Origin of the sequence: Acinetobacter sp. ANC 4973, assembly GCF_002135275.1 — a bacterium.
GTDB lineage: Bacteria > Pseudomonadota > Gammaproteobacteria > Pseudomonadales > Moraxellaceae > Acinetobacter > Acinetobacter kyonggiensis.
In genome coordinates this window covers 564,121-588,750 of record NZ_NEGM01000001.1, presented here as the reverse complement: position 1 = coordinate 588,750, position 24,630 = coordinate 564,121, and the positions used below count along the sequence as shown (strand labels likewise).

Annotated in this window: 20 protein-coding genes, 2 tRNA genes and 1 other RNA gene; 18 read left to right on the top strand and 5 right to left on the bottom strand. The window is 40.3% G+C overall.

Annotated features, from left to right (window positions below; all coding sequences use genetic code 11):
- Nucleotides 1-22: 22 nt before the first annotated feature.
- The gene (gene smpB / locus B9T30_RS02890; RefSeq protein ID WP_004651257.1) at nucleotides 23-499 is read right to left on the bottom strand and encodes an SsrA-binding protein SmpB; all 477 of its coding nucleotides are present in this window, start codon (nucleotides 497-499) and stop codon (nucleotides 23-25) included.
- Nucleotides 500-641: 142 nt separating this feature from the next.
- Here smpB and coaD point away from each other — a divergent pair, with 142 nt between their 5' ends.
- From coaD to B9T30_RS02870, 4 genes are all read left to right on the top strand, one after another.
- Nucleotides 642-1,133, top strand: a complete 492-nt coding sequence (gene coaD, locus B9T30_RS02885) for a pantetheine-phosphate adenylyltransferase (RefSeq protein WP_086183677.1) — start codon at nucleotides 642-644, stop codon at nucleotides 1,131-1,133.
- A 1-nt stretch (nucleotide 1,134) separates the two neighbouring features.
- Nucleotides 1,135-1,398 carry a YfhL family 4Fe-4S dicluster ferredoxin gene (locus B9T30_RS02880; RefSeq protein ID WP_086183676.1) on the top strand — a complete coding sequence of 88 codons (264 nt, stop codon included), beginning with the start codon at nucleotides 1,135-1,137 and terminating at the stop codon, nucleotides 1,396-1,398.
- A gap of 26 nt (nucleotides 1,399-1,424) precedes the next feature.
- An RNA gene (gene rnpB, locus B9T30_RS02875) (RNase P RNA component class A) lies at nucleotides 1,425-1,807 on the top strand.
- 71 nt (nucleotides 1,808-1,878) lie between these two features.
- Nucleotides 1,879-1,955 (top strand) — tRNA-Met (locus B9T30_RS02870).
- 319 nt (nucleotides 1,956-2,274) lie between these two features.
- Here B9T30_RS02870 and B9T30_RS02865 read toward each other — a convergent pair.
- A complete protein-coding gene (locus B9T30_RS02865) occupies nucleotides 2,275-2,682 on the bottom strand; it encodes a hypothetical protein (protein WP_086183675.1) in 408 nt (135 codons plus the stop codon).
- A gap of 178 nt (nucleotides 2,683-2,860) precedes the next feature.
- Here B9T30_RS02865 and B9T30_RS02860 point away from each other — a divergent pair.
- Nucleotides 2,861-2,937: transfer RNA gene (locus B9T30_RS02860), tRNA-Met, on the top strand.
- Nucleotides 2,938-3,027: 90 nt separating this feature from the next.
- Here the strand turns inward: B9T30_RS02860 and B9T30_RS02855 are convergent.
- Together B9T30_RS02855 and B9T30_RS02850 are read right to left on the bottom strand one after the other, a co-directional pair.
- Nucleotides 3,028-4,053 (bottom strand): hypothetical protein, encoded by a 1,026-nt coding sequence (locus B9T30_RS02855; protein ID WP_227518934.1) that lies wholly within the window; start codon nucleotides 4,051-4,053, stop codon nucleotides 3,028-3,030.
- On the bottom strand, nucleotides 4,046-5,671 hold the full coding sequence (locus B9T30_RS02850; RefSeq protein WP_086183674.1) for an NAD+ synthase: 1,626 nt from the start codon (nucleotides 5,669-5,671) through the stop codon (nucleotides 4,046-4,048). The genes B9T30_RS02855 and B9T30_RS02850 overlap by 8 nt, the downstream gene beginning before the upstream one ends.
- 258 nt (nucleotides 5,672-5,929) lie before the next feature.
- Here B9T30_RS02850 and B9T30_RS02845 point away from each other — a divergent pair, with 258 nt between their 5' ends.
- The 4 genes from B9T30_RS02845 to B9T30_RS02830 all read left to right on the top strand — a co-directional run bounded on the left by B9T30_RS02845 (nucleotide 5,930) and on the right by B9T30_RS02830 (nucleotide 10,069).
- Complete coding sequence (locus B9T30_RS02845; protein ID WP_086183673.1) at nucleotides 5,930-6,421, top strand: type IV secretion protein Rhs; 492 nt, start codon at nucleotides 5,930-5,932, stop codon at nucleotides 6,419-6,421.
- A 189-nt stretch (nucleotides 6,422-6,610) separates the two neighbouring features.
- Nucleotides 6,611-7,567, top strand: a complete 957-nt coding sequence (locus B9T30_RS02840) for a metal-dependent hydrolase (RefSeq protein WP_143223187.1) — start codon at nucleotides 6,611-6,613, stop codon at nucleotides 7,565-7,567.
- Between the two features lie 41 nt (nucleotides 7,568-7,608).
- Nucleotides 7,609-8,457 (top strand): SDR family NAD(P)-dependent oxidoreductase, encoded by an 849-nt coding sequence (locus tag B9T30_RS02835; protein WP_086183672.1) that lies wholly within the window; start codon nucleotides 7,609-7,611, stop codon nucleotides 8,455-8,457.
- A gap of 13 nt (nucleotides 8,458-8,470) precedes the next feature.
- Complete coding sequence (locus B9T30_RS02830; RefSeq protein WP_227518933.1) at nucleotides 8,471-10,069, top strand: flavin-containing monooxygenase; 1,599 nt, start codon at nucleotides 8,471-8,473, stop codon at nucleotides 10,067-10,069.
- An 89-nt stretch (nucleotides 10,070-10,158) separates the two neighbouring features.
- Here the strand turns inward: B9T30_RS02830 and gltA are convergent, their stop codons facing one another.
- On the bottom strand, nucleotides 10,159-11,436 hold the full coding sequence (gltA, locus tag B9T30_RS02825; protein ID WP_004651294.1) for a citrate synthase: 1,278 nt from the start codon (nucleotides 11,434-11,436) through the stop codon (nucleotides 10,159-10,161).
- Nucleotides 11,437-12,444: 1,008 nt separating this feature from the next.
- On the opposite strand from gltA, the gene sdhC reads away from it, so the two are divergent.
- From sdhC to sucD, 9 genes are all read left to right on the top strand, one after another.
- Nucleotides 12,445-12,843 carry a succinate dehydrogenase, cytochrome b556 subunit gene (gene sdhC, locus B9T30_RS02820; RefSeq protein WP_074945608.1) on the top strand — a complete coding sequence of 133 codons (399 nt, stop codon included), beginning with the start codon at nucleotides 12,445-12,447 and terminating at the stop codon, nucleotides 12,841-12,843.
- Nucleotides 12,843-13,208: a succinate dehydrogenase, hydrophobic membrane anchor protein gene (sdhD, locus tag B9T30_RS02815; protein ID WP_074945610.1), complete on the top strand. Its 366-nt coding sequence runs from the start codon at nucleotides 12,843-12,845 to the stop codon at nucleotides 13,206-13,208. Before sdhC ends, sdhD begins: the two co-directional genes overlap by 1 nt.
- Before the next feature lie 12 nt (nucleotides 13,209-13,220).
- Entirely contained in the window at nucleotides 13,221-15,119 is a 1,899-nt protein-coding gene (gene sdhA / locus B9T30_RS02810; protein WP_086164315.1) for a succinate dehydrogenase flavoprotein subunit, read from the top strand.
- Nucleotides 15,120-15,133: 14 nt separating this feature from the next.
- Nucleotides 15,134-15,844, top strand: a complete 711-nt coding sequence (locus B9T30_RS02805) for a succinate dehydrogenase iron-sulfur subunit (protein ID WP_086164314.1) — start codon at nucleotides 15,134-15,136, stop codon at nucleotides 15,842-15,844.
- 832 nt (nucleotides 15,845-16,676) lie between these two features.
- Nucleotides 16,677-19,517, top strand: a complete 2,841-nt coding sequence (locus B9T30_RS02800) for a 2-oxoglutarate dehydrogenase E1 component (protein WP_086183711.1) — start codon at nucleotides 16,677-16,679, stop codon at nucleotides 19,515-19,517.
- Nucleotides 19,517-20,728: a 2-oxoglutarate dehydrogenase complex dihydrolipoyllysine-residue succinyltransferase gene (odhB, locus tag B9T30_RS02795; protein WP_086183671.1), complete on the top strand. Its 1,212-nt coding sequence runs from the start codon at nucleotides 19,517-19,519 to the stop codon at nucleotides 20,726-20,728. Before B9T30_RS02800 ends, odhB begins: the two co-directional genes overlap by 1 nt.
- 63 nt (nucleotides 20,729-20,791) lie before the next feature.
- Entirely contained in the window at nucleotides 20,792-22,225 is a 1,434-nt protein-coding gene (gene lpdA / locus B9T30_RS02790; protein WP_086183670.1) for a dihydrolipoyl dehydrogenase, read from the top strand.
- Nucleotides 22,226-22,399: 174 nt separating this feature from the next.
- Nucleotides 22,400-23,566 (top strand): ADP-forming succinate--CoA ligase subunit beta, encoded by a 1,167-nt coding sequence (gene sucC, locus B9T30_RS02785; RefSeq protein ID WP_004651302.1) that lies wholly within the window; start codon nucleotides 22,400-22,402, stop codon nucleotides 23,564-23,566.
- 12 nt (nucleotides 23,567-23,578) lie between these two features.
- Complete coding sequence (gene sucD / locus B9T30_RS02780) at nucleotides 23,579-24,469, top strand: succinate--CoA ligase subunit alpha (RefSeq protein ID WP_074945622.1); 891 nt, start codon at nucleotides 23,579-23,581, stop codon at nucleotides 24,467-24,469.
- Nucleotides 24,470-24,630: the final 161 nt, after the last annotated feature.

The following is a 24,630-nucleotide window of genomic DNA, read 5'->3' as shown; positions in this document are numbered from 1 at the left end:
TCGGACAATCCGAGCTTTTTTCTTACTTATGAAAAATTCGTGCCTTATCACGTTGCCAGTCACGATCTTTTTCTGTGGCACGTTTATCATGCATTTGCTTACCTTTGACTAAAGCAATTTCAATTTTAGCTAAACGACCTTTCCAGTAACACGCCAGTGGTACGCATGAATAACCTTTTTGATTGACTGCGCCCATCAATTTTTCAAGTTCACGACGTGAAAGCAGTAACTTGCGTGTACGGGTTGCTTCAGGAACCACATGCGTAGAGGCTGACAATAAAGGTTGAATCTGAGCCCCAAACAAAAATGCTTCGTTGTCTCTAAAAAGAATATAGCTTTCAGTAATGGTCATACGTCCAGCGCGTAAAGACTTCACTTCCCAGCCTTGTAATGAAAGACCAGCTTCGAATTTCTCTTCAATAAAATAATCATGGCGAGCGCGTTTATTCTGCGCAATAGTGCCACCATTATTTTTTTTAACTACGATTGATTTCGACATAATACTAATATTCCAAGATTAACTATATTTTGCCTTAAACTCGCTCCAAGGTGAAGTGATTTCAAATTTAAGGAGAATGTTCGCTAAAAAGGAAGTTTTTGTTAAACTATCAGACATAAACAATAAACTAGAGTACAAACGGATGTCTAAAACTCGCGTCATCTATCCAGGAACGTTTGATCCAATTACCAATGGTCACGTTGACTTAGTTGCCCGTGCAGCAAGAATGTTTGATGAGGTGGTGGTTGCAATTGCAATTGGACATCATAAAAACCCAGTTTTTAGTTTAGATGAACGGATTCGATTGGCTAAAATATCTTTAAGCCATCTTTCTAATGTCGAGTTTGTTGGTTTTGATGGTTTATTGGTAAACTTTTCTCGTGAGCAGAATGCGACAGCTGTATTACGAGGATTACGTGCTGTTTCAGATTTTGAATATGAGTTTCAGCTTGCGAATATGAACCGTCAGTTGGATCAACATTTTGAAACTGTGTTTTTAACACCTTCTGAGCAGTTTTCATTTATATCTTCGACGATGGTTCGAGAAATTGCACGTTTAAAAGGTGATGTTGGAAAATTTGTACCACAATGCGTGGTCGAAGCCTTTGAACGTAAGCATCAACAAGGTTGGTAGCGTGTCTTTATATATTACTGATGAATGCATCAATTGCGATGTTTGTGAGCCTGTTTGCCCAAATGAGGCTATTTTTATGGGTGAAGTCATCTATGAAATTCACCCAAATTTGTGTACGGAATGTGTTGGGCATTATGATCAACCACAGTGTCAATTATTCTGTCCAGTCGATTGTATTCCACTCGATCCAGAGCATGTGGAATCACAAGATGAGTTGATGGATAAATATAAAAAACTGATTGCTCAAAAAAGCACAAGCAATTAGTGCTGAAGTTTGATAAGATGCGCCCCGAAGTGAGCTAGACGATCGCTGCTGTGGAAATCTTCGTGATTGAAGCAGGGGAGGAAAGTCCGGGCTTCATAGGGCAGGGTGCCAGGTAACGCCTGGGCGGTGAAAGCCGACGGCAAGTGCAGCAGAGAGTAGACCGCCATCTTTGCAATTTCCTTTCGGGGAAACCAAGAGAGATGGTAAGGGTGAAAGGGTGCGGTAAGAGCGCACCGCGTGTCTGGTAACAGTTCACGGCAAGGTAAACCCCACCAGAAGCAAGACCAAATAGGAATCCTGAGGCACGGCCCGTGCTGGATTCGGGTAGGTCGCTTGAGCGTACGAGTGATTGTACGCCTAGAGGAATGATCGTTCACGACAGAACCCGGCTTATCGGCTCACTTCACTAATTTTTTACAATTATTGTGTGATATTTCTTGACAAAAGGTTGTTTGAAATAGATAATATGCGCACAGTTTTGGCTATGTAGCTCAGTTGGTTAGAGCACCGCACTCATAATGCGGGGGTCACAGGTTCAAATCCCGTCATAGCCACCATTTTCATAGACCACGTTTCTAAAAACGTGGTCTTTTTTTATGCTTAAAATTTAAATCATAAACTCAATTTATTGAGTAACTGTATAAAAAATTAAAAAACTCAAATTTAAGCATGTACCCGCCAGTGATGTTGATATTGCTGTGTGGAGTGCGTAGCAATTAAACATTATTGTTGAATGCTATCTATAATTGAGTAGAAGTGTATTTGAAGGGTTTAAAATCTATTTTGCATGTGGTTTTGTAGGTAATGAGTGGGCTGGGGTTAGGTATTTGTTGAGTACAACATAAATCCATGAGTATAAAATGGCTTTTAAACCGACTATTCACATTGCACTGAGTTTAGATCAATTTTAATATTTTGGCGTTGTTGGTTGTACATATCTAAAATCTGCTGTTTTTGATCATGATTAAAAATTTGGTTCTGCAATTGCTCAATTTTATGCTCGGTGAGGTGTAATTGAGCACAGTGCATAGCAATTATATTTTCTTTAATGATTTGAATTCTTTGTTGTTCCTTTTTGTTTTCAATTTGATATAGCTTTTGCTGCGCCTTGCTTAGTTGCACTAAACTGCGCTTTTGTTGCATGCTGAGCAGTTGATGATAGTTGATCCATTTGGCCACATCCATTCGAACACCGTTATAATCTACAAAAAGAGGTGAGAGGACTTGGCAACCTGAGCTAATAATGGTGATTAAGCCTAAGCATACTAATTTGAATTGATTCATATTTTATCTGTTTGGTTAGGTTTTTAATTGAGAAGATATTGTGAAAAATAACATGAATAAAAGAAGGTTTTGTTTAAAATTTAACTAAAAGCTTTTAAATTGTTTAAAGTATGAACATTCGAAAAATAAAGGACTTGACGCTACTCGTGTAAATTTAGATAATGCGCGCACAGTTTATGGCTATGTAGCTCAGTTGGTTAGAGCACCGCACTCATAATGCGGGGGTCACAGGTTCAAATCCCGTCATAGCCACCATTTTTATAGACCATGCTCTCAGCATGGTCTTTTTTTTATGGGTCGAAAAGTGGAAATCGGTTTGTTTAGAGTGAAATGACCAGACAAAACTTACATATTGTTTTCTATGTATTGCTGTATAAAGTGATGCGTGGTTTTATTTAGGTAAAAAGGTGAGATTAATTCTTTTACAATCCCGTCCAATAAGCCTTGTTGTTCCAAAGCTTGAAGGGTGTAGGGTAAAAAGCGCAATGCTTCCTGATGTAAATCTGCTTCATCTAGTCCTACAGACTGTAATAATTCTTGTAAGTTATATTCCGCAAAATAGTCATAAAAACAAGCCACCACATCTAAAATAACATGTTGTAAATAGTCGGCTTGTCGTAATTGTCGCCATGTTTCATACACCAAGATGAAAAACTCCTCAAAGTCGATCGCTTGAAATTGAGAGAAGGTTTCTTTGAGTGTTCTTTGTTTAATATCATCCCATAAATGTCGGCTAATATCGGCGAGCTCTTCATTGGGTAATAAAATGATATTGCCCAGTTGTTTAAGCAATGCTTGGGCGAGTTGTTGTTCAAGTTTGAGTTCAATATTTTGTTGTTGGTCTTGAATAAAACTGAGTATTTTAGAACCTAGGCCATAGTCGTGTGTATTGAGCTTACGCAAATGATCGAGCCAAGGGGTGTTGCTTTCTAGAATCTGATTTGCAAGCTGTAAGCTCACGTGTTGTATTTGTGGCGTATGTAATAGGTTCGCTTGAATGTAATGACGCAGCTGGTCTAATTCAAGAATCTTGGACATCCATAATTCAAATGATTCGTCGGAGAATAACGCATTCATTGTGGTGTTGCTGTTGATCGCAAGTTGATGAATTCTTTGTGCAATCACACCAATAAATTCGAGAATTTCTGCGCCTAAATTTAATTCAAACGCATATTTTTGAACCACACCTTGTAATGCTTCAAGTTGAATGAATTGTTTTAATAGAATTTGATCTGAATGGCTGTAAATGTGATGAACAAATTTTTTGATGTATGGATTATTTTGTTCTGACAGTAATTGCTTTTTAATAAAGCGAGTTTGCTCAAGCATAAGCGCTTGAGCAAACTGTTGAGCGAAGTCAGGCTTAGACACCTGCTATCCATCCGTTGGCGATTGGATAGCGACGCTCGCGGCTAAATGCACGTGAGCTGATACGTGGGCCAATCGAACCTTGACGACGTTTGTACTCGTTACGGTCAACTAGGCGAATCACTTTTTCAACCACTTCTTTTTCAAAGCCTTTGGCAATGATGTCATCTTGGCTCATATCTTCTTCAATGTAAGCATAAAGAATGGCATCAAGAATGTCATAAGGCGGTAGAGAGTCTTGGTCTTTTTGATCTGGACGAAGTTCTGCAGAAGGTGGGCGAGTAATCACACGTTCAGGAATGACAGGTGTTTCTGAAATGCTGTTACGATATTTTGCCAATTCAAATACGATGGTTTTATACACATCTTTGAGTACTGCGTAACCACCTGCCATATCACCATATAGTGTGCAGTAACCCACAGCAAGTTCTGATTTGTTGCCTGTAGACAAAACAAGATTACCAAATTTATTCGATAAGCCCATGAGTAATGTGCCACGTGCACGCGCCTGTAGGTTCTCTTCAGTAGCATCAGCAGGGCTATTGCCAAAGAACGGATATAGTGTGTGCATGAAGCTGTTTACAACTGGATTGATTTCGGCAATACCAAATGTTACACCCATATTTTTGGCTTGTGCTGCGGCATCTTCAATACTGATTTGAGCGGTGTAAGTATAAGGCATCATGACAGCTTGTACTTTATCCGCACCAATTGCATCAACTGCGATCGCCAGTGTTAATGCTGAGTCAATACCGCCAGATAAGCCTAAAATGACACCTGCGAAACCAGAGCGTTGAATATAATCACGCGTCGCTAACACCAAGCCTTGATAGATTTCAGCCATTGTGTCTAAAACGGGGGTAATGGTGGTCACTTTAAAGGCTTTTTGTTCAGCTGCATATTCAGCGTAATACAGATCTTCTTTAAAGCTTGGTGCTTGTAAAGCCGTAGTACCATCTTGATTGATCACAAAGCTGGTGCCATCAAAAATGAGGTCATCTTGACCACAAACTTGGTTGACATACACCAAGTTAATGTTGAGTTGTTTAGCAAGTTCACTCATGGTGGTCAGGCGATGCTGAGGTTTACCCACTTCATAAGGTGACGCATTTAAAACTAAAATCGTTTCAACATTGAGTTGGGAGAGTTGATGCACGGTATTGAGTGACCAGACATCTTCACAAATCAGAATACCGAATTTATGACCTAAATATTCAAAAACCAGATGTTGTTGACCTTCGCTAAAATAGCGTTTTTCATCAAATACACCATAGTTTGGTAGGTTTTGCTTGTTGTAAATACCCAGTACTTGACCATCTTTCATGACCGCAGCAGCATTATAGCGTTGACCATCTTCTGTTTGGTTAACAAAACCAAAGACCACAACAATATCTTTGATTTGGCTAAGTAGCTCAAATGCTTTTTGTGTGCGTTTAACAAGACTAGGGCGAAGTAATAAGTCTTCCGCAGGATAGCCTACGGTTGAAAGTTCAGGGAAGACAATTAAATCAGCTTTTTGTTTTTTGGCTTCATTTACTTGGTCAAACATTTTTTGAGCATTTGCTTCGATATTGCCAATATGCGGAGAGAATTGTGCAAGGGCAATTTTAAAACTTTTCATTCCAACTTAATCCTATACCTATAGGGATATATACACAGACTTTTGATTTATTATGGCTATTAGTTCAACGCTGTATACGTGACGATAAACAAATAGATGTTTAATCAATAATTAGCAATTGGATACTATATACGAATTGCGGCATTTAATGAGAGAAAAACAAAAAAAAATCCGAATTAAGACAAAAAATTACAGCGTTAATGAGAGAATAGTTAAGTGAAGGATGTGTGGTGATTACCAGATCAGATGACATGACTTATGAAATCTATATTAAATAATTTAAATCAATTACTTGAAATTAAAAGCCGTCAATTAACCCAAGCTGAAAAACAGCTTGCCCAGTCTGTTTTTGGTGCGCATTTACAGTTGGATGCTATTCGGATTGTGGCGCATCGTGGCGTCATTAAAAATTATGCCATCAGCCCAAATGGTAATGTTTATTTTAATCCTCAAAACTGGTGTGAAGACTTCTCAAAGCAGTCTTTGCAGCAGCAGTCATGGCTGATTCATGAACTCACGCATGTTTGGCAAATTCAACAAGGCTTATCCGTAGTTCGGAAAGCGATATTCAATCGTCAATATGATTACATATTAGAGCAAGGTAAACTGTTTTTACAGTATGGAATTGAGCAACAGGCGCAAATGGTTCAGGACTATTTTATGAAAAAAGCACATGGGCAAGAGTGTCAGGCTTATGAAGCCTGTATTCCGTTTTGTCTCAAAAAGCATGATTCTGTCCTGAACTGCTAAATTGCGCTAAAAATTGTTAGACAAGCAAATTTAAAGTCATAATTTGCTAATCAGTTGATGTGAATTGCTAATGGCATAGAGGGTGGTATCGCTTAATTTTTCTACATAGTTCGGTTTTTATTTTTAAGTTGTAGACAGAATGACGCTTAGAAATAGAAGTTGCTCAACATAGGAAAATAAGGTGTCGCCATGTCATTTGCACAATCTATAAAAGCTACATTTGCAAAGAAATTTGCAGGTGCGCCCTTTGGCTTAGATCAACAATCTCCCATTGTACCTATTCGTCATATGAAGTTTGATTTCGATCCTCAGCAGATTGATTACAAGTTTTATATGAATGCCGAATTGGCCAGTGCTTATTTTGCATCATTGTCGATTTTTCTCACCTATGGTGAGGACTTGGTGATTGATACCGCACGTTACCATCGTAATTTGATTCAAGATCCGCTACTCAAGCAACGTGTGACTTCGCTGATTGGTCAAGAGGCGTTGCATTCTAAATTGCATGAAGAATTGAATGATGCCTTTTTACAAGTTGATCTGCCTGTAAAATTATTTCGTACTTGGGCAGGTTGGGTCTTTGATTATGGTTTTAATCGCTTACCACAACCGATGAAATTATCATTGATGGCGGCAATTGAGCATTTTACTGCTGTTTTAGCTGAATATATGATGAATCATGAAGATATCTTTTTCGCTTCTCAAGATGAAAAACAGCGTGCGATTTGGATGTGGCACATGTTGGAGGAGTCGGAACATAAAGATATTGCTTTTGATGTCTTTCAGACTTTGTCGAATAACTATGCTTTACGTATTGCTGGATTTTTCCCCGCGCTGATTACGATTTTAGTGCTGATTTCAACTGCATCGTTACTGGTGCCTTTTTATCGCAATCCTAAAAATTTGATTAGTTTGAGTTATTGGCAAGATATGCGTCGCAGTGTTGGGCTGATTTTTGGGCTAAAAGATGGTGTCTACGGCAGCAGTATTCAGCATATTTTTGATTATTTACGTCCTGATTTTCATCCGAATGATCATGATACTTCGGCATTTCTTGCTTATTACAAACAGCGTTTGCTTAATCCTACCGATGGTGTGTTGGCGCCTTATTTCGTCAAGGAGTTTACCCCAGCACTGAAGGTTTAAAAATAGAACTTAAATAAATACAAAATAAATGGAATAAAAATATGGCTATTTTTTCAAAAAAGTTGGCGCCTACAAAAAATGCCTATGCTGTGGTCACAGGCGCGGGAAGTGGTATCGGGCGTAGTTTTGCTGTGGAGTTGGCAAAGCGTGGTGGCACCATTGTCTGTGCGGACATTAACTTGGATGCGGCCCATGAAACGGTACAGATGATTAAAAGCCTCACCTCGGCAGAAGCTTTTGCGGTGCAATGTGATGTGGGGAATCAGGATCAAGTAAAAGCTTTGGCTGATCAAGCTGAGCAACTGATGAATCATCCCGTAACTTTGTTGATTAATAATGCTGGCGTGGGTTTGGGTGGGAAGTTTGATGAAGTCTCACTGGAGGATTGGCAGTGGTGTATGCAGGTTAATTTATGGGGCGTGATTTATGGTTGTCACTACTTCGTGCCTAAATTTAAACAACAAGGTTATGGTGCAATTATTAATGTGGCTTCTGCGGCAGGATTTACTGCTGCACCTGAAATGACTGCTTATAATGTGACTAAATCGAGTGTATTGGCGTTGTCTGAAACGCTTTCAGCAGAATTACGTCATGCAAACATCAGGGTAAATGTACTTTGTCCAACTTTAGTGCCGACCAATATTATGAAAAATGGACGCTTACCGAGTCATTATTCGGAACAAGCCGATGATTTATTGATGAATCATGCTTTTACCACCAGTGATCAAGTGGTGATTAAAACACTGAATAATTTAGATGTAGGTCGGCTTTACACCATTCCTCAACCTGATGCAAAATTGTTCTGGTTGATGAAGCGTACTGCACCCAGCTTATATGCGAAACTGCTTGGGATGGGCTATCCAATTTTTAATAAATACATAAAAAAATAAGAAGGTTAATAGAATGAATATTAAAACTGAACTTGATGTCGCTTTAACAAATGATGATGCAACGACACTACAAAACTCAAAACCAGTTATAGCGAAACCCACTAAAAAGCGTAGCTCAGCTAAAGCTAGAAATACAGCAGATCATGATGTACAGCTGCCTAGCCATGTGTATGACACGATTGTTGTGGGGGCTGGGATTTCTGGAATTGCCGCTGCGGTAAAACTCAATAAAGCGGGTTATGATAATTATATTGTGATTGAAAAAGCGGATCGTGTGGGCGGAGCGTGGCGTGAAAACACTTATCCCGGGTGTGGTTGTGATGTGCCATCTGCATTGTATTCATTTTCATTTGCACCGAGTTATAAGTGGAGCCATTTATTTGCCAAGCAACCTGAAATTTTAAGTTATTTGGAAGAGGTTGTAGAGCAATTCGATATCCAGCAAAAAATTGAATTTAATAATGAACTCATGAATGCAAAGTGGAATGAGGCAAAACATGAGTGGCAGCTAGAAACCCAAAAAGGGACTTATCAGGCCAAAACTGTGATTTTTACCACCGGTCCGATCACTGAGCCTTCCATGCCTAAACTTAAAGGAATTGAAACCTTTAAGGGGGAAATGTTTCATTCTGCACGATGGAATCATGACTATGATTTAACCGCTAAAAAAATTGCGGTGATTGGAACGGGGGCATCAGCCATTCAGTTTGTGCCGCAAATTCAACCTTTGGCGAGTGAATTGTTTATCTTTCAGCGTACTGCGCCATGGGTGTTACCTAAACCTGATTTTCCATTGGGGGAAAAAGGCAAGCTCTTGGTTCAAAAAATCCCAGCAATTCAACAGAAATGGCGTGGGGCGGTTGCAGGCTCATTAAATATCATTAACTTTGGTTTACGTAATCCAAAAGTTTTAGAACCAGTTAATTTCCTAAGTCGGAAATTATTAAGTTGGCAAATTCGAGATCTACAATTACGTAAAAATGTCACCCCTAATTTTTCGATTGGTTGTAAGCGTTTATTGTTTGCCAATAATTATTATCCTGCATTGCAAGCAGACAATACGCATCTTATTCCATATGGTTTGGTTGAGGTGGAGGGTAATACGGTAATTGCTGCCAATGGTGAGCGACATGATGTGGATATGATTATTTGGGGCACGGGTTTTGAAGTGTCTCATCCACCGATTGGAAAGCGGGTTAGGAATGCTGAGGGGCAGTTACTTGCGGATTTGTGGAAAGACAGCTCTCCAGAGGCTTTTTTAGGCACCAGTATTGAAGGTGTGCCAAATGCCTTTTTGGTACTGGGGCCAAATATTTTGGTCTATGATTCGTTTATTGGTATTGCAGAAGCACAACTGGACTATATTGTCAGTGCTTTGGTGAAAATGAAAAGTCTGGAATTTATTCGTTTTGAAATAAAAAAAGAAGTGGTACGCAACCATAATTTTAGGCTGCAAAAACAGCTACAAACCACTGTATTTAATAGTGGTGGTTGTAAAAGCTATTACTTAGATGCGCATGGGCGTAATTTTGCTGCTTGGCCTTGGTCGTTGGCTAAGTTAAAACAACAACTTAAAGAAATGAATTTACAGCACTACGATATTGTTCATTGATGGTTCATTGATGAATCAATGGTTAAGATATTTTTGCACATTAAAAAACCACCCCAAAGGGTGGTTTTTTAATCGTTAATTCTTAAGAATTAACGACCCGCGATGTCACGTTGAACTTCACCAGTGTAAAGTTGACGTGGACGACCGATTTTGTAAGGGCCGCTGTGCATTTCTAACCAGTGGCTGATCCAGCCAACTGTACGTGCAAGAGCGAAGATTACTGTAAACATTTCTGTTGGGATACCAATCGCTTTAAGGATGATACCTGAGTAGAAGTCTACGTTCGGGTATAAGTTACGTTTGATGAAGTATTCGTCAGACAATGCAATACGTTCAAGTTCCATCGCAAGCGCAAGTTGTGGATCGTTAATACCTAGCGCGCTAAGTACTTCGTCACACGTTTCTTTCATTACTTTTGCACGTGGATCGAAGTTTTTATAAACGCGGTGACCGAAGCCCATGAGTTTAACTTCTTTAGTTTTAACTTTTTCCATGAACTCAGCAACATTTTCTACAGTGCCGATTTCATCAAGCATCTTAAGAACAGCTTCGTTCGCGCCGCCGTGAGCAGGGCCCCAAAGTGCCGAGATACCCGCAGCGATACATGCGTAAGGATTAGCACCAGTAGAACCAGCTAAACGTACAGTCGATGTAGACGCATTTTGTTCATGGTCAGCATGAAGCGTAAAGATACGATCCATTGCTTTAGCAAGAATAGGGTTAACTTTGTAATCACGATCTGCTGGAGTAGCAAACATCATGTATAGGAAGTTTTCAGCGTAGCTTAAGTCGTTACGCGGATACATGAATGGTTGACCCACTGTGTATTTGTAGCTCCATGCAGCAAGCGTAGGAACTTTAGCAATCAAGCGGACTGCTGTAATTTCACGGTGATCAACATTTTCAATGTCTAAGCTGTTGTGATAGAACGCAGAAAGCGCACCTACGACACCAACCATGATCGCCATTGGATGAGCATCACGACGGAAACCATTGTAGAAGCGGCTAACTTGGTCGTGAACCATTGTATGGTTACGAACTTTAGCATCAAACTCTACTTTTTGTTCAGCTGTTGGAAGTTCGCCGTTTAACAATAAGTAGCAAGTTTCTAGGTAGTCGGCTTTAGTCGCAAGTTGGTCAATCGGGTAACCACGGTGTAAAAGAATACCTTTGTTACCATCGATGAATGTGATTTTAGATTCACATGCAGCTGTTGCCATAAAACCAGGATCAAAAGTAAAGTGACCTGCGGCCAACACATCTTTAACGTCGATTACATCTGGGCCCAATGTGCCGCTGTAAATTGGTAATTCAATTTCTTTGCCATCAAGCTGTAAAACGGCTTTTTTGCCAGTTGCGTCAGACATTTAATCGATCTCCTGTCCTGGTGAGTGTTTTATCCGACTCGTAGTACTCATCTTTATAATGCGCGAATCAGATGGATCAAAAATTTGCTATAAGATTAGTGAGTACTGAAATTTTGTCAATTATACTTATGGATAAAACTGATGCCCTCACAGAGGTTTAGTTTATCGTCCCTAAAATAAAAAATGAATAAAATCACAGCACCGACGCGCTATAATAAGTGAAATTATTCGCTTGGTGCAGAAAAAAATATAAATATAGCTTCAATTGTAAATGTTTATAAAAAAATACGGGTTCTATTTTTTGAACAAAAGGTACTAATCTCTTTTTGCGAAATCTATCTAATTTTCATAACTTACATTCATTTTTGTTCAAATAATATTTCATTTTATTGCCTTATTTGGCATTAAATTCGAATGCATTTACTGTGTTTGATTGGTTAAAAAATGACTCATTGAGAATTGCGGGTTGGTTAAAATTTAATCTAAATGCGTCATTTTTTGCAATTTTTTTAAGTTTAAATTCATTCTCTGGCATAATTTAATCATATTTATTTGTAGCTAAGTCATTATTTCATTTGGTTATATATCTAAATTATCTCTAAAAATAAATAGTGAACATTTTGATAGGAAATGCAAGTCCTTCCATATAAATGAAAGCACATAGATGTGAGGGTGGATATTCTAAATATCTTTAGTCTAAATTAAAGTGGTTACTAGAGGTCACTAAAGGGGTGTGGACTGGGTGGTTTACTTATAAAAACCAAGGGTATAGCTATGGATTAAAGCTAAATTATTGGTTTATATAGAATGTTTTTTATTGTTAATGATTCTTGTTTATAGATTTTTATTTAAAAAGCAGTCTTTGATTGTTTGTATTTTGATAGTTGACGTTTTATAATTCAGTGTCGTTTTAAGTTTAGGCGTTGCTGGAGATAGCAATTACCTAAAAATGCTAGCTTTCCTTCGAATTAATTCCAACAAACTCCAGATGGAGTTTTTACTTACAGGATGCCCGCTGTGAAAAGCAACAGACCTGTCAATTTGTCCATGGGTCAAGTTTTAGAAGTAAACTTAAAATCCCCTGTGGCTATTGCATCAATTCTACACCGACTCTCTGGTGTCATCGTATTTTTACTCGTACCAGTACTTTTGTGGCTTTTAGACAAATCATTGTCTTCTGCTGAAGGTTTTGCTCAAGTTCAAGCAATCTTTGGTGGCTTCATTGTGCGCTTCATCGTATGGGTATTTGTAGCCGGCTTAATTTTCCACTTTATTGCGGGTGTTAAGCATTTACTTGCAGATATCGGTATTGCCGAAGAACTGCAAAGTGGTCGAATCGCAGCTACTATTTCATTGATCTTGTCTGCAATCGGTATTGTTGCAGCATTTGTATGGATTGTTCTCTAATGAAAAGTGCTACAGGTTTAACGGGTTCAGGTTCTCGCGATTGGTATATCCAACGTGTAAGTGCTGTTGTATTAGCTGTTTATACTGTTGTGGTGTTGGGTTGGATCCTTTGTAATGGCGGATTTAACTATGAACAATGGTTTGGCTTTATGATGACATTACCAATGAAGATTTTATCTTTATTGGCAGTCTTATCTCTTGTCGCACACGCTTGGATCGGCATGTGGCAGGTATTCACTGACTATGTGACTACTCGTCAAATGGGTCCTTCAGCTTCAGGCTTGCGTTTGGTGCTGACATCAGCAGTGATTGTTGCTGTATTTGCATATGCAATCTGGGCAATCCAGATTTTTTGGGCGAATTGATAGGAAAATGTCATGGGCGCTATAACCCCTAAAGAAGATTATTCAAATATTCCAAGCCAAGCTTTCGATGCAGTTATCGTTGGTGGTGGTGGTTCTGGTATGCGTGCTTCATATCAACTTGCTCAAGCGGGTTTGAATGTTGCAGTGCTGACTAAAGTATTCCCAACACGTTCACACACTGTTGCGGCGCAAGGTGGTATTGGTGCATCTCTTGGTAACATGCAAGACGATAACTGGCATTATCACTTCTATGACACAGTAAAAGGTTCTGACTGGTTAGGTGACCAAGATGCAATCGAGTTTATGTGTCGTGAAGCACCAAAAGTGGTTTATGAACTTGAACACATGGGTATGCCATTTGACCGTAATGCAGATGGTACAATCTACCAACGTCCATTCGGTGGTCACTCTGCAAACTATGGTGAAAAGCCAGTTCCACGTGCATGTGCTGCTGCCGACCGTACAGGTCACGCGCTTTTGCATACGCTTTATCAAAGCAACGTGAAAATGGGTACACAGTTCTTCGTTGAATGGATCGCACTTGATCTGATTCGTGATGATGAAGGTACTGTAATTGGTGTAACGGCAATTGACCAAGAGACAGGTAAAATTGCGGTATTCCAAGCCAAAGCAACATTGTTTGCAACGGGTGGTGCAGGTCGTGTTTACCGTGCATCAACTAATGCTTATATCAATACTGGTGACGGTCTTGGTATGGCAGCTCGTGCAGGTATTCCATTACAAGATATGGAATTCTGGCAGTTCCACCCGACGGGTGTTGCGGGCGCAGGCGTCTTGTTGACAGAAGGTTGTCGTGGCGAAGGTGCAATCCTTCGTAACAAAGACGGCGAACCGTTCATGGAACGTTATGCACCAACTTTGAAAGACTTGGCACCACGTGACTTCGTATCACGTTCAATGGACCAAGAAATCAAAGAAGGTCGTGGTTGTGGTCCTAAAGGTGATTATATCCTTCTTGATATGACACATTTAGGTGCTGATACGATTATGAAGCGCTTACCATCAGTATTTGAAATTGGTAAGAAATTCGCAAACGTAGATATCACTAAAGAAGCGATTCCTGTAGTACCAACAATCCATTATCAAATGGGTGGTATTCCAACCAATATTCATGGTCAAGTTGTTGTTCCTGAAACTGCAGAAACTGTTGCTTTAGAAGCGGGTTATGATCAGGCAACGGATACTTACAGCACGAACAATACTGATCGCAATTATGTAAAACCTGTTAAAGGTTTCTATGCAATTGGTGAATGTTCTTGTGTATCTGTACATGGTGCGAACCGTTTAGGTACAAACTCATTGCTTGACTTGGTGGTATTTGGTAAAGCGGCTGGTGAACATATTATCGACTACGTGACTAAACATCACGGCGAAGACTATACGCCAGTTCCAACGACTGCATTGGTTAACACCATGAAGCGTATTCGTCATCTTGATGATTCAACTTCAGGTGAAAATGCACAAGACGTTGCCGATGCAATCCGTGACATCGTACAAGACCATGCTGGTGTATTCCGTACTCAAGCATTGCTTGACGAAGGTGTGAAGCAAATTCTTGCTATTGAACCGCGTGTACGCAATATCCACTTAAAAGACAAATCTAAAGTATTTAACACAGCACGTGTTGAAGCGCTAGAAGTTGAAAACTTATACGAAGTCGCTAAAGCAACATTAATCTCTGCTGCAGCTCGTAAAGAATGTCGTGGTGCGCATACAGTGGTTGATTATGAATTGCCTGCGGATCATCCGACATATTCTTATGGTCGTCGTGATGATGAGTGGATGAAACATACTTTGTGGTATTCATCAGACAACCGTCTTGAATACAAACCAGTACGTTACAGACCGTTGACTGTAGACGCTATTGAACCTAAACCGCGTACATTCTAATTAGGAGAATAAAGATGAGTAGAGGCACTCGTACTTTCGAAATCTACCGCTATGATCCTGATAAGGATAAAGCACCGTACATGCAAACTTTTAAACTTGAATTGACTGATAAGCACCGTATGTTGCTTGATGCGCTTCTTGCTTTAAAAGTACAGGATGAATCATTAACATTCCGTCGTTCATGCCGTGAAGGTATTTGTGGTTCGGATGGTGTGAATATTAATGGTAAAAATGGTTTGGCTTGTTTGTGGAATTTGAACGATTTACCTGAAAAAATCGTGATTCGTCCACTCCCGGGTTTGCCAGTGGTTAAAGATTTGGTTGTTGATATGAACCAATTCTATACTCAGTATGACAAAATCCAACCATTCCTAATCAACAACCAGCCATCTCCTCCAAAAGAGCGCTTACAGTCTCCTGAAGAGCGTGAGCATTTGAATGGTTTGTATGAATGTATTCTTTGTGCATGTTGTTCAACTGCATGCCCATCATTCTGGTGGAACCCTGATAAATTCTTGGGCCCTTCAGCATTGTTGAATGCATATCGTTTTATCATCGATTCACGTGATACAGCAACTCAAGACCGTTTATCACGTCTTGATGACCCGTTCTCGTTGTTCCGTTGTAAAGGGATTATGAACTGTGTATCAGTTTGTCCTAAAGGTCTAAATCCAACTAAAGCAATCGGTCACATCCGTAATATGTTGTTAGATCAAGCGGGCTAATCTGCATCAGTTAAAAAAAGCACACCAGATGGTGTGCTTTTTTTATGCTTTTAATATTATTGTGATTGATGCTGTTGTATAAAAAAGATACATGTGAAAATACTTATGCTGAAGTAGGTTTTTTTTGAGTGTTTATTTGAAGGGCTTAAAATTAAAGCTAAAACTGACTAAAAACCCATTTAATTGTTGTGAAGTTGTTCGAATCGGCAATTAAGGCGTTAATCTTGAGCCTGAATCTGCAAAGTTGCTGTTAAAATGTTACCATATAACGTAAATGAAGAGAGCGGGTTTAAATATTGTGCTCTCTTTTGTTATCTGTGATTTGGTGGTGTAGGACTATGGTCTACATTGAATCTAATTATTAGATAAAGCACCATATATTAGATGGAAATAATGGTTATGTATTTCGCAAGCTTATGAGAGGTATGTGTCAAAAAAATTAATTGTAACTAGAGAACATGTTAGGATTTAACACCAAACTATATGTGAAAAAAGTACTTCGTTTAGGGATGTTTTTTCAACGTTTTGGATTGTGTGTAGGGTTTATCAATAGATATAAATCGCTTTAGAAAAATTAAGCCATGTGCTTATTTTTTCTAAGTCGATTTGCAAAAAATTGCTCGATTTTGGTCGAGTATTTTAATGAGTGATGATGCCGCTGAGGGGCGTTATGATTCATTGTTCACATTGGGTTATTCCTGATGTAGTGATAACGCCCCATGGCTTATGCCTTGTGGGGGATTAATGTCATATTACCAATTTGACATTATTAATCATGGGGTAGCTTAAAAAGCATCCTGAAATGTTTTTGCAATAGGAAATGGGTCCACAAATGCAAGAAGTTGCTGACGCACTGCGTCTTGACACTGAACTTTCCGCTGACAGTGCAGCGTATATTGAAGAACTTTATGAACATTATTTGACGTCACCAGATTCTGTAGGATCGGACTGGCGCGAATATTTCGATAAATTCCCTAAAGGTGATCAACCACATAGCAATGTACGTGAGCAATTCCTTTTATTAGGTCGCAATTCAAGTCGCGTTCAACCTGTTGTTCAAAGTGCTATAAGTTCTGAACATGAGCGTCGTCAAATTGGCGTAGTACAGCTCATTGCTGCTTATCGTAATCGTGGTCATCAAAAAGCAAAATTAGATCCTTTAGGTTTGGCTAAACGTGAAGATGTTCCAGATTTAGATCTTGCTTCACATGGCTTAACGAAATCAGATTTAGATACAGTCTTTAATGCAGGTAACCTTGCCCTAGGTAAGTCTGAAGCGACTTTAGGCGAAATGGTTAACGCAATGGAAGCAACATATTGTGCTTCTATTGGTGTTGAATACATGCATATTGTTGATACCAAAGAAAAACGCTGGATTCAACAGCGTCTTGAAGGTGCTAAAGGTCAATTTGGCTTTACTGCTGATCAGAAAAAGCATGTTTTAGAACGTCTAACCGCTGCTGAAGGCCTAGAAAAATTCCTAGGCAATAAATATGTTGGTGCTAAACGTTTTGGTGTTGAAGGCGGTGAGTCTTTCATTCCAATGGTGAACGAACTGATTCAACGTGCAGGTGCTGTGGGTTGTAAAGAAGTCGTGATTGGTATGCCACACCGTGGGCGTTTAAACTTACTTGTGAACATCATGGGTAAAAACCCTGCTGATTTATTTGGTGAGTTTGAAGGTAAATCTATTCACAAGAAAGGTTCTGGTGACGTTAAGTATCACCAAGGTTTCTCTTCAAATGTGATGACACCAGGTGGTGAAGTTCACTTGGCATTGGCATTTAACCCATCGCATTTAGAAATCGTTGGACCTGTAGTTGAGGGTTCTGTGCGTGCGCGCCAAGTCCGTCGTAAAGACATTGGTGGCGATGACGTATTGCCAGTGATCGTTCATGGTGATGCGGCATTTGCAGGTCAAGGTGTCAACCAAGAAACCTTCCAAATGTCACAAACGCGTGGTTATACCGTTGGTGGTACAGTTCATATTGTGGTGAACAACCAAGTTGGTTTTACTACATCTGACCCACGTGATGCACGTTCTACCGAATACTGTACCGATATCGCGAAAATGATTCAGGCACCGATCTTCCATGTCAATGGTGATGATCCTGAGTCTGTATTGTTTGTTGCGCAATTGGCACATGATTTCCGTCATACATTCCGTAAGGATGTTGTGATTGATATGTTCTGCTACCGTCGTCGTGGTCATAACGAAGCGGATGAGCCAGCTGCAACTCAACCGATGATGTATCAAGTGATTAACAAAAAAGCGACCACACGTACGCTTTATGCGGATCAATTGGTGCAACAAAATGTATTAGATCGTGCAGCAGCAGATCAAATGGTAGAAGACTACCGTGCAGATTTAGAAGCGGGCAAACACGTTGCCAATGCATTGGTACTTGAACCAAACGAAAAAATGTTTGTCGATTGGACGCCTTATTTGGGTCACGATTACACAGATATTTGGGATACCACTTTCCCAATCGAGCGTTTGAAAGAGCTTGGCGCGAAAATGCGCGAGCTTCCTGAAGGCTTCGTGATGCAACGTCAGGTGTCTAAAGTGATTGATGATCGCTTTAAAATGCAAACGGGTGAAATGCCGTTAAACTGGGGTGCCGCTGAAACTTTAGCTTATGCGACTGTTTTGGATGAAGGCTACTTATTCCGTTTAACCGGTGAAGACGTTGGTCGTGGTACATTCTCGCATCGTCATGCAAAATTGCATAACCAAGTGGATGGTTCAACTTATATTCCACTATGTAATTTGAAAGAAAACCAACCACGTACTGCAATTTATGACTCATTATTGTCAGAAATGGCGGTGTTGGCATTTGAATACGGTTATTCAACGACTTTACCGAAAAGCTTGATTATTTGGGAAGCACAATTCGGTGACTTCGCAAACTGTGCGCAAGTGGTTATTGACCAATTTATCGCTTCTGGTGAAACCAAGTGGGAACGTGTTTGTGGTTTAACATTATTGCTTCCACACGGTTTTGAAGGTCAAGGTCCAGAGCATTCATCTGCACGTTTAGAGCGTTTCTTACAGCTTTGTGCTGAAGACAACATGCAAGTGATTACACCGACAACGCCTGCGCAGATTTTCCATGCGATGCGTCGTCAAGCAATTCGTCCAATTCGTAAACCAATGATCGTGACTTCACCGAAGTCATTGCTTCGTCATAAACTTGCAACCTCTACTTTAGAAGAGCTTGCAACTGGCACATTCCAGACTGTGATTGATGAAGTGGATCAAATCAACAAAGCAGACGTAACGCGTCTGGTACTTTGTGGTGGTAAAGTTTACTACGACTTACTTGAAAAACGTCGTGCAGAAGAACTAAATAACACTGCAATCGTTCGTATTGAACAATTGTATCCGTACCCAGAACAACGTATTGCTGAAGTATTTGCTTCTTATCCGAATGTAAAAGAAATCGTTTGGACGCAAGAAGAACCGAAAAACCAAGGTGCTTGGTTATTCATCGCACCTCGTTTATATGATGACGTGATGAAAATGGGTAAACAAGTTCATATTAGTTATGCAGGCCGTCCAGCTTCTGCTGCGCCAGCTTGTGGTTCACCATACTTACATGCAAAACAACAAGCTCAGCTCGTCAATGACGCACTTGCGATCGTAGCTGAACAATCAGGAGATTCTAAATAATGGCAACCGAAATTAAAGCACCGGTATTCCCAGAGTCAGTTGCTGACGGAACAATTGCAACTTGGCACAAACAACCAGGTGAAGCCGTATCACGTGATGAAGTCATCTGTGATATTGAAACTGATAAAGTTGTTTTGGAAGTTGTTGCTCCTGCTGATGGTACGATTGTTACAATCATTAAAGGTGAAGGCGATACAGTTCTATCAAACGAAGTGATTGCTCAGTTTGAAGAAGGTGCTGTTTCTGGCGCTGCGCAAACTCAAGCCGTTCAAGGAAACGTTGAACAAGCTGCATCTCAAACTGAAGCGGGTGCTGCACCTGTGGTTGAACGTGCTCAACAAGTTTCTGATCAAGCACCTGCGGTACGTAAAGCGTTAACTGAAACTGGCATTGCTGCTGGTGATGTTGCGGGTACTGGTCGTGGTGGTCGCATCACTAAAGAAGATGTTGCAAATCATCAAACTAAGCCAGCTGCGGCTGCGGTTGCACCGTTAAGTGTAGCGATTGGCGAACGTATAGAAAAACGCGTTCCGATGACGCGTCTTCGTAAACGTGTTGCTGAACGTCTTCTTGCTGCAACGCAAGAAACTGCAATGTTGACGACGTTTAATGAAGTGAACATGAAACCAATCATGGATATGCGTAACCAATATAAAGATGCGTTTGAAAAGCGTCATGGTGCACGTCTTGGCTTTATGTCATTCTTCGTGAAAGCTGCAACTGAAGCGCTTAAACGCTACCCAGCAGTGAATGCATCGATTGATGGTGATGATATTGTTTATCATGGTTATTATGACATCGGTGTTGCCGTTTCATCTGAACGTGGTTTAGTGGTTCCTGTATTACGTGATACAGACCGTATGAATTATGCAGAAGTTGAAAATGGTATCCGTGCATACGCTGGTAAAGCGCGTGATGGTAAATTGGGTATTGAAGACATGACTGGCGGTACGTTCACTATTACTAATGGTGGTACTTTTGGTTCATTGTTATCTACTCCGATCTTGAATACACCACAAACTGCGATTTTGGGTATGCATAAAATCCAAGAGCGTCCAATGGCGGTAAATGGTCAAGTCGAAATCTTACCAATGATGTATTTAGCACTTTCTTATGACCACCGTTTAATTGATGGTAAAGAAGCAGTAGGTTTCCTTGTAACAATCAAAGAATTGTTAGAAGAACCAGCTAGACTTATCCTTGATCTTTAATACTTACCATTACAAACCAATCTAAGACAGGGCGATCCTCTGTCTTAGAGCTTGGAGATAAAAATGTCTCAACAGTTCGATTTAGTCGTTATTGGCGGTGGACCAGGTGGTTATGAAGCAGCAATTCGTGCGGCTCAACTTGGTTTTAAAGTTGCTTGTATCGAAAAACGCATTCATAAAGGCAAACCATCTTTAGGTGGTACATGCTTAAACGTGGGTTGTATCCCATCGAAAGCGTTGCTTGACTCTTCACATCGTTATGAAGATACAGTGCATCACCTAGATGATCACGGTATTACCACAGGTGACGTGAAGTTTGATCTTGCAAAATTACTTGCACGTAAAGACAAAATTGTTGACCAACTTACCATGGGTATTGATGGCCTTCTAAAAGGTAACGGTATCGAGTGGTTAAAAGGTACAGGTAAATTACTTGCAGGTAAAAAAGTAGAATTTGTATCTCACGAAGGTGAAACTCAAGTTTTAGAGCCTAAGTACGTGATTCTTGCAACGGGTTCTGTGCCAATTAACATTCCATCAGCACCAGTTGATCAAAACATCATTGTTGACTCAACTGGCGCACTAGAATTCCAAGAAGTACCTAAGCGTTTAGGTGTGATTGGTGCAGGCGTGATTGGTCTAGAGCTTGGTTCTGTTTGGCGTCGTTTGGGTGCTGAAGTTGTTGTATTTGAAGCAATGGATGCATTCTTACCAATGGCTGATAAAGCTTTGGCAAAAGACTACCAAAAACTGTTGACTAAGCAAGGTATGGATATTCGTGTTGGCGCGAAAGTTGCTGGTACAGAAGTCAATGGTTCAGAAGTTACTGTTCAGTACACCCAAGGTGGCGAAGACAAAACTCAAGTATTTGATAAGTTGATCGTTTGTGTCGGCCGTCGTGCCTATGCAGAAGGCTTATTGGCTGATGATTGCGGCATTAAACTGACTGAACGTGGTTTGGTTGAAGTTAACGATTGGTGTGCAACTTCTGTTGAAGGTGTATATGCAATTGGTGACTTGGTACGTGGTCCAATGCTTGCACATAAAGCAATGGAAGAAGGCGTAATGGCTGTTGAACGTATTCACGGTCATGCAGCTCAAGTGAACTATGACACGATCATTTCTGTGATCTACACACACCCAGAAGCGGCGTGGGTCGGTTTAACAGAACAGCAAGCTATCGAGAAAGGCCATGAAGTTAAAACGGGTCAATTCGGTTTCGCTGCAAACGGCCGTGCAATGGCTGCTGGTGAAAATGCTGGTTTCGTGAAGTTTGTTGCTGATGCGAAAACAGATCGTTTACTGGGTATGCACGTGATTGGACCTGCTGCGTCTGATATCGTACACCAAGGTATGATTGCACTTGAGTTTGTATCTTCTGTTGAAGACTTACAATTGATGACTTTCGGTCACCCAACATTCTCTGAAGTGGTGCACGAAGCTGCACTTGCAGTGGATGGACGTGCGATTCACGCGATTCAGCGTAAACGTAAATAAGATTCAAAAAAGAGCGACTTAGGTCGCTCTTTTTACATTTGGTGGTTGTTTTTATTGGAACAATCATCTAAAAATAAAGATAAGAAAGATTTTAAAAAATGCCAGTACTGCTTTGACGGATGTCTGGGTATTGGTGGTTCATAACAAAGCGAAGAAGTAATAAAAGGTTATTCAATGAATTTACATGAGTATCAAGCAAAAGCGTTATTAAAAAAATATGGTATGCCAGTTCAAGAAGGTGTACTCGCAACAAATGCAGAAGAAGCTGTAAAAGCTTTTGAGCAACTCGGTGGTAAATTTGCGGTCATGAAAGCCCAAGTACATGCCGGTGGTCGAGGTAAAGCGGGCGGTGTAAAAGTGGTGAAGTCGGCTTCAGAAGCTGCTGATTATGCCAATCAAATTATTGGTACACGTTTAGTGACCTATCAAACCGATGCCAATGGCCAACCTGTAAATAGTATTCTTGTTTGTGAAGATGTTTATCCAGTTGAACGCGAACTTTATTTGGGTGCAGTGGTTGATCGTTCCAGTCGTCGAGTCACATTTATGGCATCTACGGAAGGTGGTGTCGAAATTGAAAAAGTCGCTGAAGAAACGCCTGAAAAAATTATTAAAGTTGAAGTGGACCCTTTGGTGGGGTTGTTACCATTTCAAGCACGTGAAGTCGCTTTTGCACTGAATTTAAAACATGGACAAATCAATCAATTTGTTCAAGTGATGACTGCGGCTTATGCGGCATTTATTGAAAATGATTTTGCTTTGTTTGAAATTAACCCATTATCTGTACGTGAAAATGGTGACATTTTGTGTGTCGATGCCAAAGTGGGGATCGACTCGAATGCATTGTATGGTTTACCGGCGATTGCCGCGCTACGTGATAAATCGCAAGAAAATGAGCGTGAGCTGAAAGCATCTGAGTTTGATCTGAACTATGTAGCGCTTGAAGGCAATATTGGTTGTATGGTCAATGGTGCGGGTTTGGCGATGGCGACCATGGATATCATTAAATTGTATGGTGGTCAGCCTGCAAATTTCCTTGATGTGGGGGGAGGCGCAACCAAAGAGCGTGTGATTGAAGCCTTTAAAATTATTTTATCAGATACATCTGTTCAAGCTGTTTTGATTAATATTTTTGGTGGAATTGTACGTTGTGACATGATTGCTGAAGCAATTATTGCAGCGGTTCAAGAAGTAAATGTCACTGTACCTGTAGTGGTTCGCTTAGAAGGCAACAATGCAGAGTTAGGTGCAAAATTACTGGATGAATCGGGTTTGAAATTGATTTCTGCGAATGGGCTTGCTGATGCCGCAGAAAAAGTTGTTGCTGCAGTGAAAGCGTAAGGAGTATCAATCATGAGCGTATTAGTAAATAAAAACACCAAAGTATTGGTACAGGGCTTTACCGGTAAAAATGGTACTTTTCATTCAGGACAAGCACTCGATTACGGGACAAAAGTGGTTGGTGGTGTAACACCAGGCAAAGGTGGTCAGGTTCATTTAGATCTTCCTGTGTTTAATACCATGAAAGAAGCCGTTAATTCGACTGGTGCGGATGCTTCCGTGATTTATGTTCCTGCACCATTTGTGTTGGATTCTATTGTGGAAGCAGTGGATTCAGGTGTTGAATTGATTGTCGTGATTACTGAAGGCGTACCGACTTTAGATATGCTTAAAGCAAAACGCTACCTTGAAACATATGGTAATAACGTGCGCTTAATTGGGCCAAACTGTCCGGGGATTATCACCCCAGGTGAATGTAAAATCGGCATTATGCCGGGACATATTCATCAGGCAGGTAAAATCGGGATTATCTCGCGTTCAGGGACATTGACTTATGAAGCTGTGGCTCAAACCACCAAACTTGGTTTAGGTCAGTCAACGTGTATTGGTATTGGTGGGGATCCAATTCCAGGTATGAATCAAATTGATTGCCTGAAATTATTCCAAGAAGATCCACAAACCGAAGCCATTATTATGATTGGTGAAATTGGTGGTACTGCGGAAGAAGAAGCTGCGGAATATATTCAATCCAATGTGACTAAACCTGTTGTGGGTTATATTGCAGGTGTGACTGCTCCTAAAGGGAAGCGTATGGGGCATGCGGGTGCCATTATTTCAGGTGGTAAAGGAACTGCGGAAGAGAAATTTGCGGCCTTTGAAAAAGCGGGTATGGCTTATACGCGTAGTCCAGCAGAACTGGGTTCGACCATGTATGCAGTACTGAAGGAAAAAGGTTTGCTTTAATAATTCAAGAAGTAATAAAAAACCCTCAATGAATTGAGGGTTTTTTATTACTTGATATTTATGGTACGACAGCGCAATAGCTGATGATGAAATTTAAAATGATCAGTAATAATGAGAGATAAATAATCTTTTAACTTGGGCATTAAAGCGACCAACGTACA